This window comes from Microbacterium istanbulense (assembly GCF_037204145.1).
Taxonomy (GTDB): Bacteria; Actinomycetota; Actinomycetes; order Actinomycetales; family Microbacteriaceae; genus Microbacterium; species Microbacterium istanbulense.
Genome location: NZ_JBBDGN010000007.1, coordinates 64281 through 78097 on the forward strand (window position 1 = coordinate 64281; position 13817 = coordinate 78097).

The window sequence follows — 13817 nt, forward strand, 5'->3', positions numbered from 1 at the left end:
CGGTGGTGGTCAGTAGACTGACCCCGTGGTCACTCGTCTCTCCAACTTCTTCCTCCGCACGCTCCGCGACGACCCGGCAGGCGCCGAGGTCGCGAGCCACAAACTGCTGATCCGCGCCGGATACATCCGCCCACTCGCGGCCGGCATCTTCGCCTGGCTGCCTCTTGGGCTGCGCGTGAAGGCCAAGATCGAGAACGTCATCCGCGAGGAGATGGCGGCCGCCGGTGCGCAGGAAGTGCACTTCCCGGCGCTCATGCCGCGGGAGGCATACGAGGCGACCGGTCGCTGGGACGAGTACGGCGACCTGCTGTTCCGTCTGCAGGACCGCAAGGGCGGCGACTACCTCCTCGCTCCCACGCACGAGGAGGCGTTCACCGCACTCGTCAAGGACCTCTACTCCTCCTACAAGGACCTGCCGCTGACGATCTACCAGATCCAGGACAAGTACCGCGACGAGGCGCGCCCGCGGGCCGGCCTGCTGCGCGGACGCGAGTTCACGATGAAGGACGCCTACTCCTTCGACGCCACGGATGCCGGTCTCGAGGCCAGCTACCAGGCGCAGCGTGACGCCTACGAGCGGATCTTCCAGCGGCTCGGCCTCGAGTACGCGATCGTGCAGGCGGATGCCGGCGCGATGGGCGGCTCGCGCAGCGAGGAGTTCCTGCACCCGACCCCGGTCGGTGAGGACACCTTCGTGCGCAGCGCGGGCGGATACGCCGCGAACGTCGAGGCCTTCACGACCGCCGTCGCCGACGCGGTACCTTTCGACGCGGATGCCGCGCCGGTCATCTTCGACTCGCCGGATACACCCACCATCGACACGCTCGTGGCGCACGCCAATGCCGTGCTGGATGGTGAATACACGGCCGCCGACACGCTGAAGAACGTCGTGCTCGCGCTGAAGCACCTCGACGGCACCCGTGAGCTCGTCATCGTCGGCATCCCCGGTGATCGCGAGGTCGACGAGAAGCGCGCGGAGGTCGCGTTCGCACCAGCCGAGGTCGAGACGGCCACCGCCGACGACTTCGAGAAGAATCCGTTGCTCGTGCGGGGCTACATCGGTCCGTGGTCGCCCACCGGCGCCGTGCTCGGTGAGGAGTCCGCGACCGGCATCCGCTACCTCGTCGACCCGCGCGTCGGTGAGGGCTCGTCCTGGATCACCGGCGCGAACATCGACGAAAAGCACGCTCACTCGGTCGTGGCGGGGCGCGACTTCGTCGCCGACGGCTTCGTCGAGATCGCGAGCGTGCGGGAAGGCGACCCGGCCCCCGATGGGTCCGGCCCTGTCGAACTCGCCCGTGGCATGGAGATCGGCCACGTCTTCCAGCTCGGACGCAAGTACGCCGAGGCTCTGGGGCTGAAGGTGCTCGACGAGAATGGCAAGCTCGTCACAGTCACCATGGGCTCGTACGGCATCGGCGTCACCCGCATCCTCGCGATCATCGCCGAACTGAACAACGACGATCGCGGTCTCATCTGGCCGGCCCCGGTCGCACCCTTCGACGTGCACGTGGTGGCCGCAGGCCGCGACCAGGCTGCCTTCGACCTCGCCGAGCAGCTCTCGGCCGAGCTCGAGGCCGCCGGCTTCGACGTGCTCTATGACGACCGCCCCAAGGTCTCGCCCGGTGTGAAGTTCGGCGACGCCGAACTGGTGGGCGTGCCGCGCGTGCTCGTGGCGGGCCGAGGCTCGGCCGAGGGCCAGGTCGAACTGTGGAACCGTGCGACGGGGGAGCGCGAGACGCTCGCCGCGGGCGACGCGATCGCCCAGCTCATCGCCCAGCGCTGACGTTCATCATCTGGTCACAGACCCTCCCGCCCGGCTCTGCCGTGGCTGGGAGGGTCTGTGACAGTCTGAAGGCATGGAAGACGCGCACGAGTCCGACGCCACCACCGACCGCATCCAACAGCTGCTGAGCGAGTCGGGCATCACCCGCAACCGTGCCCTGATCGCCAGGATGGTGCGTTCGGCCTTGGAGCTCGGCGAAGAACGCGCCGACCGTCTCGACCTGAAGATCGCCTCGGCCGCCCTCAGCGAGATGCACGATGCCTTTCGGCTGTTCCGTCCGTTCCATGACGTACCCAAGGTCACGATCTTCGGATCCGCCCGCACGCACCGCGACGACCCCGTCTACCTGCAGGCCCGTGACGTCGCGCACGCGCTGGCGGCCGACGGATGGATGGTGGTCACAGGGGCCGGCCCCGGCATCATGCAGGCGGCGGCCGAGGGGGCGGGGCCGCGCATGTCTCTCGGCGTCTCGATCCGCTTGCCCTTCGAGGAGAAGGCCAATGCCATCGTCGCCGACGAGGATCAGGTCGTCTCGATGAAGTACTTCTTCACGCGCAAGCTCATGCTGATGAAGGAGTCGCACGGTTTCATCTGCATGCCGGGTGGTTTCGGCACGCTGGATGAGATGTTCGAGCTGCTCACCCTGCAGCAGACAGGCAAGGCCGAGCCGGTGCCGATCGTGCTGCTCGACACCGGCTCCGGATTCTGGGGCGGGCTGCGACGCTTCGTCGAGGAGTACCTCGTTCCCACCGGTGTCGTCTCGCCCGACGACTTCGATCGCGTGCTGGTGACCGACTCGGTCGACGCGGCTGTCGCCGAGATCACCGGCTTCTGGCACAACTACCGGTCGCTGCGGTGGGTCGGCGACCTGCTGGTGCTCAGACTGCGACACGAGCCGACGGATGCCGATATGCGTGAGCTCAATCGGCAGTTCGGCGACATGTGTGCCGAGGGACGCATCGAGCGCATCGACGCCCTGCCCGAGGAACGCTCGGATGGTGACGATGTCGACGCCCCGCGCATCGCGCTGCACCTGCGTCAGCACGCGGTCGGTGATCTGTACAAGCTCATCCAGGCGGTCAATCACCTGCCGTCCGCCCGCTGAACCTCCGGCGTTCTCCCGTCGTTCACGCACTGGCCACCCGGTGCGGGAAGCGTTGCGTGCAGCATCCGACGAGGAGGACCAGATGACCCCGGCCGTAAACACCCGACGCCCGCTTCCGATGGCAGACCATGTGCGTGGCAAGCGCTCCGCGGTCACCTGTGAGCTCGAATGCGCGAACGCGTGCCTGGGGGCGGAATGCAACACCTCGGCGAACGAGGACTTCCGCTCCATCGCCTCGGCCGTCTTCTCGCGCCGGGCCCTGTTCGGCCTGGGCGCGGCGGCCGCCGTCGCGGTCGCCGTGGGCGTCGGACGCGGCGCACCTGTCTCTGCCCCGGGCGCGGCAGGTATCGGTGGCGCTGGCATCCCTTCGGGCCGGCCGGGTCGTGCCGGCCTGGCCTTCCGCCCGATCGCCCCCGTTCCCGCCGAGGTGGACGCGATGACGGTTCCCGACGGATACGCCTGGAAGCCGATCATCCGCTGGGGCGATCCGCTGTTCTCGCGCACGCCGGCCTTCGACCTCGCGGGCCAGACGCCGGAGGCGCAGGCCGAGCAGTTCGGCTACAACTGCGACTACCTCGACATCGTCGCCGACCCCAGCGGCAAGACCGGCGTACTCGTCAACAATCATGAGTACGTCAACCCTCAGCTCATGTTCCCGCCCACGCAGGATGCCTCAGAGCTGCGTCGCCGCGGCGATGTCTACAAGGCTGCGCAGGGGATGTCGGTCGTCGACATCCGCCGCCGCAAGGTGGGGGAGCCGTGGAGCTACGTGGTCGACGGCGGGCGCAACCGGCGCATCACGGTCGAGACGCGATTCGAGCTCACCGGACCTGCGGCTGGCTCCGACCTGCTCAAGACCTCGGCCGACCCCGAAGGCCGCTGGGTGCACGGCACGCTCGGCAACTGTGCCGGCGGTACGACGCCGTGGGGCACGATCCTCTCCGGCGAGGAGAACTTCAACGGCTACTTCGCCTGGGCTGCCGACACGCCGCAGCAGAAGCGCTACAGCGCGTCCAGCACCACCTCCACCTCGACCGGGTGGGAGAAGTACGACCCCCGCTTCGACGCCCACAATCCCGACTACGTCAACGAACCCAACCGGTTCGGGTACATCGTCGAGATCGACCCGCAGAACGCCTCGTCGACACCCCGCAAGCACACGGCCATGGGGCGTTTCAAGCACGAGGGCGCGAACATCCACGTTGCGTCGGACGGACGTGTCGTGGCCTACATGGGCGACGACGAGCGAGGTGACTACCTCTACAAGTTCGTCTCGAAGAACCGGATGTCCGGATCGCGCAAGAAGAACCTCACGCTGCTGAGCGAGGGTGACCTGTTCGTCGCGAAGTTCAGCGGCGACTCGCCGGCATCCGAGATCACCGGCACGGGCGCTCTGCCCTCGGACGGCGCCTTCGACGGCACCGGAGAGTGGATTCCGCTCACGCGTGGCGGCAAGAGCGCGGTCGCCGGATTCACCACCGAGGAGGTGCTCGTTTACACCCGCCTGGCCGCGGACGCCGTCGGCGCCACCAAGATGGACCGCCCCGAGGATGTCGAGCCGAACCCTGTCACGGGCAAGATCTACGTCGCGCTGACGAACAACTCTCGTCGAACCGTCGTCGACGAGGCCAACCCGGTCACCGGCAACCGTTACGGCCACGTGCTCGAGCTCACCGAGACCGCCGGACACAGCGGCACCACCTTCGGCTGGAGCGTGCTGCTGCTGTGCGGCGACCCCGCGACGTTCGAGAACGCGTACTTCGCCGGATTCCCGAAGGAGCTCGTCTCGCCGATCTCGTGCCCCGACAACGTCGCGTTCGACTCGGCCGGTGACCTCTGGATCTCCACCGACGGGGCACCCAGCACGATCGGATACGGCGACGGACTGTTCAAGGTTCCGCTCACCGGCGACGAGCGCGGCCACGTGCAGCAGTTCCTGTCCGTGCCGCGCGATGCTGAGACCTGCGGGCCGGTGATCCATGACACCGAAGGTCTGGTGTTCGTCGCCGTGCAGCATCCCGGTGAGGACGGCACGTTCGCCGCCCCGCGCTCGCTGTTCCCCGACTACGGCTCCACGGCGCCCGGTGATGTGGCCACCGCGCCGCGCCCGTCAGTCGTGCAGGTCTACCGCGGCTGAACCCGCGGCAGCGCCCCGACGACACCCGTCTCCGCGGGCATCCGGTATCCTGTACGGATGCTCGCGGTGCGATCTGCCGTGGGGAGAGCTGAATAGGGAGGCCTTCATGGACATCGAACTCGGACTGCTGCGCGGAATCGAGAAGGAGAAGGCGATTCCCTTCGATGAACTCGTCTCGATCATCGAACAGGCCATCCTCACCGCCTACGGCAAGCACGTCTCGGAAGACGGCGCCATCCCCGAGGGCGTCCGCGTCGAACTCGACCGGAAGAACGGCCACGTCGCCGTGCTGCAGCCGGTGCGCGACGATGACGGCGCGATCATCGGCGAAGAGGAGACCACCCCCGAGGACTTCGGCCGCATCGCGGCCTTCGCTGCGAAGCAGGTCATCAGCCAGCGACTGCGTGACATCGCCGACGACGCCGTGCTGGGAGAGTTCCGCGGCAAGGAGGGCGACATCGTCGCCGGTGTCATCCAGCAGGGACCCAACCCCCGCATGATCCACGTCGACCTCGGCAGCGTCGAGGCCATCCTCCCGCCCGAGGAGCAGGTTCCGGGTGAGGAATACACGCACGGATCCCGCCTGCGCGTCTACGTGACCAGTGTCGCCAAGGGCGCGAAGGGCCCTGCCATCACTGTCTCGCGCACGCACCCCGGCCTCGTGCGCAAGCTCTTCGCCCTCGAAGTGCCCGAGATCGCCGGCGGCCTCGTCGAGATCGTCTCGCTGGCACGCGAGGCCGGCCATCGCACCAAGATCGCGGTCAAGGCCAACGACCCCTCGGTCAACGCCAAGGGCGCCTGCATCGGTGAGATGGGCCGCCGCGTGCGCGCCGTCACTGAGGAGCTCGCCGGCGAGAAGGTCGACATCGTCGACTACAACGCCGACCTCGCCACCTTCGTCGCCAACGCCCTCTCGCCCGCGAAGGTGACTTCGGCATTCGTGCTCGACGCCGGCACCAAGGCTGTGCGTGCCCTCGTGCCCGACTACCAGCTCTCGCTCGCCATCGGCAAGGAGGGCCAGAATGCACGTCTGGCCGCCAAACTGACCGGCGCGAAGATCGATATCCAGCCCGACAGCGTCATGGAGTGACCGGCTCGGTGCGATCGAGTCGCAGCCGCGAGGTGTAAGATGGATCCTGTACGCACGTGTGTCGGTTGCCGCGCTCGTGCCTCTCGCTCCGCTCTGATCAGAGTGGTCGTCAACAACGGTGAACTCGTCTTCGACGAGAAAGCCGTGTTGCCGGGAAGAGGCGCATGGTTGCATCCGACGCCCGAATGCCTGCAGAACGCCCTCCGGCGCAAGGCATTCGCACGAGCACTCCGTGTGTCCACCGCCCTGGATCTCTCCGCGGCGGAGAACATGCAGACCATCGAGAAACGGCTGAACGGCTATGGAAACAAAGTGAACGGCTCGAAATGAGACCCGTCCGCGACTAGTGGTCTGCCCTGCCTGGGCGGACCGACCCAGACAGGAGAATTGTGGCTGCCAAACCACGTGTGCATGAGATCGCCGCTGAACTCGGCGTCGACAGCAAGTTCGCGCTCGCGAAGCTCAAGGAGCTCGGCGAGTTCGTGAAGAGCCCGTCCTCGACCATCGAACCGCCGGTGGCACGCAAGCTGCGTGCGGCGATCGAGGCCGACCCGGCAGGCAAGCCGGCCGCCAAGGCCGAGGCAAAGCCCGCCGCACCCAAGACCCAGGCTGCGCCGAAGTCCGGCGCGCCCACCCCCGGACCGAAGCCCGGACCCGCCAAGCCCGCGGCTCCTGCTCCGGCACCGGCCGCGCCGGCGACCCCGGCAGCAGAGGCACCCGCCCCCGCTGCGGAGAAGCCCGCCGCTCCGGCCCCCGGCCCCGCGAAGCCGGCCGGCCCCAAGCCCGGTGGATCCGCCGCGCCCAAGCCCGGTGGTAACGCCGCGCCCAAGCCGGGCGCACCCCGCCCGGGCAACAACCCCTTCTCCAGTGCGCAGGGCATGGGGCAGCGTCCCGCCGGCCCGCGTCCTGGCAACAACCCCTTCGCGAGCGCGCAGGGCATGGGCCAGCGCCCGACGCCGGGCAACATCCCGCGTCCGCAGGCTCCGCGTCCCGGTTCGCCCCGCATCGGCGCTCCGCGCCCCGGACGCCCCGGTGCCCCCGGTGGCGCACGCGGCGGTCAGGGCGGCCGTCCCGGTGCACCGTTCCAGCAGCGCACCGGCGGCCCCGGCCGTCCCGGTGCTGGCGGTCCCGGTGCCGGCGGTGCTGGCTTCCAGCGTCCCGGTGGCGGCTTCGCCGGTCGTCCTGGTGGCGGCGGTGGCCGTGGCCGTGGCCCCGGTGGTGGTACCGCTGGTGCCTTCGGTAAGGGCGGCGGCAAGAGCAAGCAGCGCAAGTCGCGTCGGGCGAAGCGTCAAGAGTTCGAAATGCGGGATGCCCCGGTCGTCGGTGGCGTCAACGTCACCCGCGGCAACGGGGAGATCATCCGCATGCGTCGCGGCGCGTCCATCGCGGACTTCGCCGACAAGATCGAGACGCTGACCGGCTACACCGTGCAGCCGGGCACCCTGGTGACGATCCTCTTCAACCTCGGCGAGATGGCCACGGCCACCGAGTCGCTGGACGAGGCGACCTTCGAGGTGCTGGGCGAGGAGCTCGGTTACAAGATCCAGATGGTTTCGCCTGAGGACGAGGACAAGGAGCTCCTCGAGGGCTTCGGTCTGAACCTCGAGGAAGAGCTCGAGAACGAGAGCGAGGACGACCTCGAGATCCGTCCGCCGGTCGTCACCGTCATGGGTCACGTCGACCACGGTAAGACGCGCCTTCTCGACGCGATCCGTCAGACCAACGTCATCGAGGGTGAAGCCGGTGGCATCACCCAGCACATCGGTGCGTACCAGGTCTGGACCGAGCACGAGGGCATCGAGCGCGCGATCACCTTCATCGACACCCCCGGTCACGAGGCGTTCACCGCCATGCGTGCCCGTGGTGCGCAGGTGACCGACCTCGCGATCCTCGTGGTCGCCGCCGACGACGGCATCATGCCGCAGACGGTGGAGGCACTCAACCACGCCCAGGCGGCGAACGTGCCGATCGTGGTCGCGGTGAACAAGGTCGACAAGCCCGAGGCCAACCCGGCCAAGGTGCGCCAGCAGCTCACCGAGTACGGCCTGGTCGCCGAGGAGTACGGCGGCGACGTCATGTTCGTCGACGTCTCCGCGCGTGCCGGCACCGGCATCCAGGATCTGCTGGACGCCGTGCTGCTCACGGCCGACGCCGGTCTTGACCTCACGGCCAACCCGAACAAGGCAGCCCGTGGTGTCGCGATCGAGGCCAAGCTCGACAAGGGCCGCGGTTCGGTTGCCACTGTGCTGATCCAGTCCGGAACGCTGCGCGTCGGTGACTCGATCGTCGCCGGCACCGCCTACGGCCGCGTCCGCGCGATGCTCGACGAGAACGGTGACGCCGTCGAGGCTGCCGCCCCGTCGCGCCCCGTGCAGGTGCAGGGTCTGAACTCGGTGCCCCGCGCCGGTGACGTGTTCATCGTCACCGACGAGGATCGCATGGCTCGCCAGATCGCCGAGAAGCGTGAGGCCGTCGAGCGCAACGCCCAGCTGGCCAAGGCCCGCAAGCGCATCTCGCTTGAGGACTTCACCCGTGCACTCGAAGAGGGCAAGGTCGAGACGCTCAACCTCATCATCAAGGGTGACGTCTCCGGTGCCGTCGAGGCGCTCGAGGAGTCGCTGCTCAAGATCGAGGTCGACGACTCGGTGCAGCTGCGCATCATCCACCGCGGTGTGGGTGCGATCACCGAGAGCGACGTGAACCTGGCGACCATCGATGACGCGATCATCGTCGGCTTCAACGTCCGTCCTGACACCAAGGCGCGTGAGGCCGCGTCGCGCGAAGGCGTGGACGTGCGCTTCTACTCGGTCATCTACAACGCGATCGACGAGATCGAGAACTCCCTCAAGGGCATGCTCAAGCCGGAGTTCGAAGAGGTCCAGTCGGGTGTCGCCGAGATCCGCGAGGTGTTCCGCTCCTCGAAGTTCGGCAACATCGCCGGTGTCATCGTCCGCTCCGGTACGATCACGCGCAACGCCAAGGCGCGCGTCATCCGCGACGGCGTCGTCATCGCCGATGGCCTGGCCATCGAGTCGCTGCGTCGCTTCAAGGATGATGTCACCGAGGTTCGTACGGACTTCGAGGCTGGTATTGGCCTCGGCAAGTACAACGACATCCAGGTCGGCGACGAGATCGAGACCACCGAGCTCGTCGAGAAGCCGCGCGGCTGATCACGATCGACATGGCGGGCGGGGATGCGAGAGGCATCCTCGCCCGTCGCGATCTCGATAGGAGAAGAAGATGGCTGGAGAACGACAGGCACGTCTCGCGGACCGCATCCGCGTGATTCTCGCCGAACGACTCGAGAAGGGCCTGCGTGATCCGCGGCTCGGATTCGTGACCATCACTGACGTGCGCGTCTCGGGCGACCTGCAGCACGCATCCGTGTTCTACACGGTGCTCGGCACTGATGAGGAGCGCACGGCCAGCGCCGCCGCTCTGGCATCGGCGACGGGGCTGCTTCGCAAGGAGGTCGGCAGCCAGCTCAACGTGCGTCTGGTGCCCACCCTCGAGTTCATCCCGGATGCCCTCCCGGAGACGGCCGGCCACATCGCCGACCTGCTGCGTGAGGCCCGTGAGCGAGACGCCGAGGTCGCGAAGCTCGCCTCATCCGCGAGCCACGCCGGCGACGCGGACCCGTACCGACACGACGACGAGACCGACTGAGCGCGCTCTGCTCCGTCTCTCGCGAAACCCTCGATGACCAGATCATCGGGGGTTTCGTCGCGCTGATAGGGTCGTGCGCATGGCTGTACGACCGGACAACAAGCGACTGCGACGGATCTTGCTGGGGGTGTTGGGCCTGGTGGTGGGCGCGGGGGCGTTCATCCTCATCTTCGTTCTCGCGCCCGCCTCGACCGACCCGGGGCGCGTGGGACAGATCCTCGGATCGGTGGGGGGAGCGGCGGGTGCGATCGGACTCGTGCTGCTCATCTGGGGCTTGTTCACGCGCCCCGTCACCCCGCGCGCGGATGACCCGCGCTGGGCGCAGCCGCCGCAGGGCTGAGCGCGTCGTCGGGCTGGTCAGCGAGGCAGCAGCAGTGCCTCACCGTCGGCCTCGATGAGACCGTCGCTCATGAGCGAGTCGATCGCGCGGTCGCGCTGGCCTCGATCGACCCAGTCGGCGGCGACCGCATCGGCGAGCATCCGATGCTCTGGGGCCTCGCGCAGTGCTCGCAGGACGATCCCGCGCACCTGACGATCGGACCCCTCATACTTCGCCTGCCTGCGGCGGTCGTCACCCGTGTCGGGCCGGCCGGCAGCAAGCCAGGCGCAGCGGTCGGCGATCGGACAGGCTTCGCACCGCGGGGCGCGAGCGGTGCAGACGGTCGCTCCGAGCTCCATCATGGCGGCATTGAAGACCGCGGCCCGGTGCTCATCGTCCGGCAGCAGCGCGGTCATCCGGTCGAGGTCGCGCTTGGCGGGCGGGCCCGGCTGCGAGCGTCCGTCGACGGCGCGGGCGATGACGCGCCGCGTGTTCGTGTCGACGACCGGATGCCGGTCACCGTAGTGGAACACGGCGACGGCCCTTGCCGTGTAGTCGCCGATGCCGGAGAGCGCCAGCAGTGCGTCCACATCGCGCGGCACTGTTCCACCGTGGCGTTCGGTGACCTCGATCGCGGCCCGGTGCAACCAGAGAGCGCGACGGGGGTAGCCGAGATTCGCCCATTGGTTCACCACGTCGGCCGGGCTCGCGATGGCGGCGCTCGGCGCGGAGGGCCAGCGTGTCAGCCAGGCGTCCAGATGCGGTATCACGCGCGCCACCGGCGTCTGCTGCAGCATGAACTCGCTGACAAGCGTGCCCCAGGCGCCGTACTGTTCATGGAACTCTGGGCGCCGCCAGGGGAGGTCGCGCGCGTGGGCGTCGTACCACCTTGTCAGAGTGGTGGTGAGATCGGTGGCGGGGGCAGACGGCATCGTCACCAGCCTAGGTCAGCGCTGTGCGGCTGTGCCGCGTAGGCTGAGCAGGTGGTACCGCCCGGCATCCTTCTCGTAGACAAACCCGGCGGCCTGACCAGTCACGATGTCGTCGCGCGCACCCGCCGCGCATTCGGCACGCGCAAGGTCGGGCACGCGGGAACCCTCGACCCCATGGCCACCGGCCTCCTGGTGATCGGCATCGAGGGGGCGACGCGCCTGCTGACCTACATCGTCGGTGCCGACAAGACCTACACCGCGACGATCCGTCTGGGCGAGCGCACCACGACCGACGACGCCGAGGGCGAGATCATCGCCCGCGCGGATGAGGCCGCATGGTCAGCCGTGACGGATGAGGCTATCGCCGCTGGCATCCGCGCGCTCACCGGTGCGATCTCGCAGGTGCCGAGTTCGGTCTCTGCGATCAAGGTCGACGGCCGGCGCGCGTACGACCGGGTACGCGCGGGGGAGGATGTCGTCCTCGCCGCGCGGGAGGTCGTGGTGTCACGTTTCGACGTCGTGGCTGACAGGGCGGGCGACGGCGTGCGCGACCTCGACGTCATCGTCGACTGTTCATCGGGCACCTACATCCGCGCGTTGGCCCGTGATCTCGGCGAGGCACTGGGCGTGGGCGGGCATCTGACCGCCCTCCGTCGCACGCGCGTGGGTGGGTTCGAGGTGACGGATGCCGCGAGCCTCGACACCCTGGCGGACGCCACCCTGCTCACCCCGGCGGACGCTGCCCGACGCGTCATGCCGATCCTGGAGGTGACGGCCGACGAAGCACGTGACCTGCGCCACGGCAAACGCCTGCACGGTCAGGCCGAGCGGCTGACAGCATCCGAAGTGGCAGCCGTGGACCCGGCCGGGGAGCTCGTCGGCATCCTCGAGCGCCGCGGAGCCGACATCAAGAGCGCCATGAACATGCCGGAGGTTCAGCAGTGATCGAGTGGTACACCACCCTGCAGATCGTCGTTACCTGCGCGGCGGGGCTCTTCTGCCTGATCGCCGGTTTCGCCGGACGCCGCCCGAGCGACCTCACCGTCGGCAGTCTCGCGCTGGTGGAGCTGCTGTTGCTGATCCAGGTCGTCATTGCGATCGTGGCCCCGCTGGCGGGCAACCCGCCGACGGGTGATCTGCTCGAGTACTGGGTGTACCTCATCGCAGCCGTCCTGCTGCCCATCGGCGGTGTGCTGTGGGCGCTGCTGGAGCGCAGCCGGTGGAGCACCGTGATCCTCGGCGTCGTCGGGCTGTCACTGGGAGTCATGCTCTGGCGGATGCAGATGATCTGGACAGTGCAGGTCGCCTGAGCGAGACCGGCCGCAGTCGCCGCGCCTAGGATGGAAACGCAATGTCCCACACAGTCTCCCGCGCCCGGATGACCGGCATCGGCCGCGTGCTCGTGATCGTCTACGCCGTCATGGCACTCGCCGCCACCGGCCGCAGCTTCGTACAGATCGTCCGCCGCTTCGACGAAGCACCCCTGGCGTACACGCTCTCCGCGATCGCCGCCGTCGTCTACATCCTCGCGACCCTCGCTCTGGTCTTCGCCCGTCGACCCGGCTGGTACACGGTCGCCTGGGTGGCGATCGTGTTCGAGCTGACCGGTGTGATCGTGGTCGGCATCCTGAGCTTGACCGTGCCGCAGCTGTTCGGCCACGACAGTGTCTGGTCGTACTTCGGTATGGGATACCTGTTCATCCCGCTCGTGCTGCCACTGTTCGGCATCTGGTGGCTGCGCACGCACCGCCCGAACGAGGTGACCGCATGATCGTCTTCCATGACCCGGGAGACATCCCCGACGATTTCGGCCCCACCGTCGTCGCGATCGGCAAGTTCGATGGCGTGCACATCGGCCATCGCGCCATCATCGCGCGGATGCAGGAGGATGCTGACGCCGCAGGCGCCAAGAGCGTCGCGGTGACGTTCGACCGCAATCCACTCGAGGTCCTGCGCCCGGAACTCTGCCCGGACAACGTCGTGGCGGTGCAGCGCAAGCTCGCGCTGCTCGGCGAGCTCGACATCGACGCGACGCTGCTGCTGACCTTCGACGCGCAGCTCGCAGCGCTGGAGGCCGAGGAGTTCGTCTCGACGATCCTGGTCGATGCGCTGCACGTGGTCACCGTGCTCGTCGGGCGTGACTTCCGCTTCGGTCGTGGCGGCGCCGGCACCCTCGACCTGCTGCGCGAGCTCGGCCCGCGCTACGGCTTCACGGTGGATGTGCTCGATGACGTCTACCCCGCTGGCACTGATCGCCGAGTGTCGTCGACCTGGATTCGTGAACTGCTCGCCACGGGCGACGTCGCCGGCGCTGCCCGTCTGCTCGGGCGCCCGGTTGATGTCACCGGAGAGGTCGTGCACGGGCTCAAGCGCGGACGTGAGCTCGGTTTCCCCACGGCGAACCTGTCCGAGCTGGTCGATTCCCTCGTGCCGGCCGACGGCGTCTACGCCGGGTGGCTCACCGACCACACCACCGGCGTACGGCATCCGGCCGCCATCTCCGTCGGCACCAACCCCACCTTCGACGACGTCCAGCGCCGCCAGGTCGAGGCACACGTGATCGACGCCACCGATCTCGACCTGTACGGCCATCAGGTCACCGTCGAGTTCACCGAGCACCTGCGAGGCATGGTCGCCTTCGACGGGATGGAGACGTTGATCGCGCAGATTGCCGCCGATGTGACTGCGGCTCGGACACGTCTGGCGCCAGAAGCGCGCTGATGCCGTAGAATCGCGGGGTGGAGCGCGGCGTCACGTGTCGTGATGTGCGCCTTCACGCCCC

General features: G+C 68.4%; 14 protein-coding genes. 12 read left to right on the top strand and 2 right to left on the bottom strand.

The window, feature by feature from the left end; translation table 11 throughout:
- Positions 1-25: 25 nt before the first annotated feature.
- The 8 genes from WDU93_RS08705 to WDU93_RS08740 all read left to right on the top strand — a co-directional run bounded on the left by WDU93_RS08705 (position 26) and on the right by WDU93_RS08740 (position 10124).
- A complete protein-coding gene (locus tag WDU93_RS08705; RefSeq protein ID WP_337319607.1) occupies positions 26-1786 on the top strand; it encodes a proline--tRNA ligase in 1761 nt (586 codons plus the stop codon).
- A gap of 73 nt (positions 1787-1859) precedes the next feature.
- Positions 1860-2891: an LOG family protein gene (locus WDU93_RS08710; RefSeq protein ID WP_337319609.1), complete on the top strand. Its 1032-nt coding sequence runs from the start codon at positions 1860-1862 to the stop codon at positions 2889-2891.
- Between the two features lie 82 nt (positions 2892-2973).
- Positions 2974-5028 carry a PhoX family protein gene (locus WDU93_RS08715; RefSeq protein ID WP_337319611.1) on the top strand — a complete coding sequence of 685 codons (2055 nt, stop codon included), beginning with the start codon at positions 2974-2976 and terminating at the stop codon, positions 5026-5028.
- A gap of 106 nt (positions 5029-5134) precedes the next feature.
- Complete coding sequence (gene nusA, locus WDU93_RS08720) at positions 5135-6118, top strand: transcription termination factor NusA (RefSeq protein WP_337319613.1); 984 nt, start codon at positions 5135-5137, stop codon at positions 6116-6118.
- Positions 6119-6157: 39 nt separating this feature from the next.
- Positions 6158-6448, top strand: coding sequence for a YlxR family protein (locus tag WDU93_RS08725; RefSeq protein ID WP_337319615.1), 291 nt, complete (start codon positions 6158-6160; stop codon positions 6446-6448).
- A gap of 59 nt (positions 6449-6507) precedes the next feature.
- Positions 6508-9288: a translation initiation factor IF-2 gene (gene infB / locus WDU93_RS08730; protein ID WP_337319617.1), complete on the top strand. Its 2781-nt coding sequence runs from the start codon at positions 6508-6510 to the stop codon at positions 9286-9288.
- Between the two features lie 70 nt (positions 9289-9358).
- Complete coding sequence (rbfA, locus tag WDU93_RS08735; RefSeq protein ID WP_337319619.1) at positions 9359-9784, top strand: 30S ribosome-binding factor RbfA; 426 nt, start codon at positions 9359-9361, stop codon at positions 9782-9784.
- Between the two features lie 79 nt (positions 9785-9863).
- Positions 9864-10124, top strand: a complete 261-nt coding sequence (locus WDU93_RS08740; RefSeq protein ID WP_337319621.1) for a hypothetical protein — start codon at positions 9864-9866, stop codon at positions 10122-10124.
- Between the two features lie 17 nt (positions 10125-10141).
- Here WDU93_RS08740 and WDU93_RS08745 read toward each other — a convergent pair whose 3' ends face one another.
- Positions 10142-11035, bottom strand: a complete 894-nt coding sequence (locus WDU93_RS08745; RefSeq protein WP_337319623.1) for an HhH-GPD family protein — start codon at positions 11033-11035, stop codon at positions 10142-10144.
- 15 nt (positions 11036-11050) lie between these two features.
- Positions 11051-11191, bottom strand: a complete 141-nt coding sequence (locus WDU93_RS08750; RefSeq protein ID WP_337319851.1) for a hypothetical protein — start codon at positions 11189-11191, stop codon at positions 11051-11053.
- Between WDU93_RS08750 and truB the strand changes: the two genes are divergently transcribed.
- From truB to WDU93_RS08770, 4 genes are all read left to right on the top strand, one after another.
- Positions 11129-11980, top strand: a complete 852-nt coding sequence (gene truB, locus WDU93_RS08755) for a tRNA pseudouridine(55) synthase TruB (RefSeq protein WP_337319845.1) — start codon at positions 11129-11131, stop codon at positions 11978-11980. The two genes, WDU93_RS08750 and truB, sit on opposite strands and share 63 nt — an antisense overlap.
- On the top strand, positions 11977-12345 hold the full coding sequence (locus WDU93_RS08760; RefSeq protein ID WP_337319625.1) for a hypothetical protein: 369 nt from the start codon (positions 11977-11979) through the stop codon (positions 12343-12345). Before truB ends, WDU93_RS08760 begins: the two co-directional genes overlap by 4 nt.
- 68 nt (positions 12346-12413) lie before the next feature.
- The gene (locus tag WDU93_RS08765; RefSeq protein WP_337319847.1) at positions 12414-12806 is read left to right on the top strand and encodes a hypothetical protein; all 393 of its coding nucleotides are present in this window, start codon (positions 12414-12416) and stop codon (positions 12804-12806) included.
- On the top strand, positions 12803-13756 hold the full coding sequence (locus WDU93_RS08770; RefSeq protein ID WP_337319627.1) for a bifunctional riboflavin kinase/FAD synthetase: 954 nt from the start codon (positions 12803-12805) through the stop codon (positions 13754-13756). Before WDU93_RS08765 ends, WDU93_RS08770 begins: the two co-directional genes overlap by 4 nt.
- The last annotated feature ends 61 nt before the right edge of the window (positions 13757-13817 follow it).

Coding starts and splice junctions, on each gene's coding strand:
- WDU93_RS08710 (WP_337319609.1), top strand. CDS start 1,860: ATGGAAGACGCGCACGAGTCCGACGCCACCACCGACCGCATCCAACAG.
- WDU93_RS08715 (WP_337319611.1), top strand. CDS start 2,974: ATGACCCCGGCCGTAAACACCCGACGCCCGCTTCCGATGGCAGACCAT.
- nusA (WP_337319613.1), top strand. CDS start 5,135: ATGGACATCGAACTCGGACTGCTGCGCGGAATCGAGAAGGAGAAGGCG.
- WDU93_RS08725 (WP_337319615.1), top strand. CDS start 6,158: ATGGATCCTGTACGCACGTGTGTCGGTTGCCGCGCTCGTGCCTCTCGC.
- rbfA (WP_337319619.1), top strand. CDS start 9,359: ATGGCTGGAGAACGACAGGCACGTCTCGCGGACCGCATCCGCGTGATT.
- WDU93_RS08740 (WP_337319621.1), top strand. CDS start 9,864: ATGGCTGTACGACCGGACAACAAGCGACTGCGACGGATCTTGCTGGGG.
- WDU93_RS08745 (WP_337319623.1), bottom strand. CDS start 11,035: ATGCCGTCTGCCCCCGCCACCGATCTCACCACCACTCTGACAAGGTGG.
- WDU93_RS08765 (WP_337319847.1), top strand. CDS start 12,414: ATGACCGGCATCGGCCGCGTGCTCGTGATCGTCTACGCCGTCATGGCA.
- WDU93_RS08770 (WP_337319627.1), top strand. CDS start 12,803: ATGATCGTCTTCCATGACCCGGGAGACATCCCCGACGATTTCGGCCCC.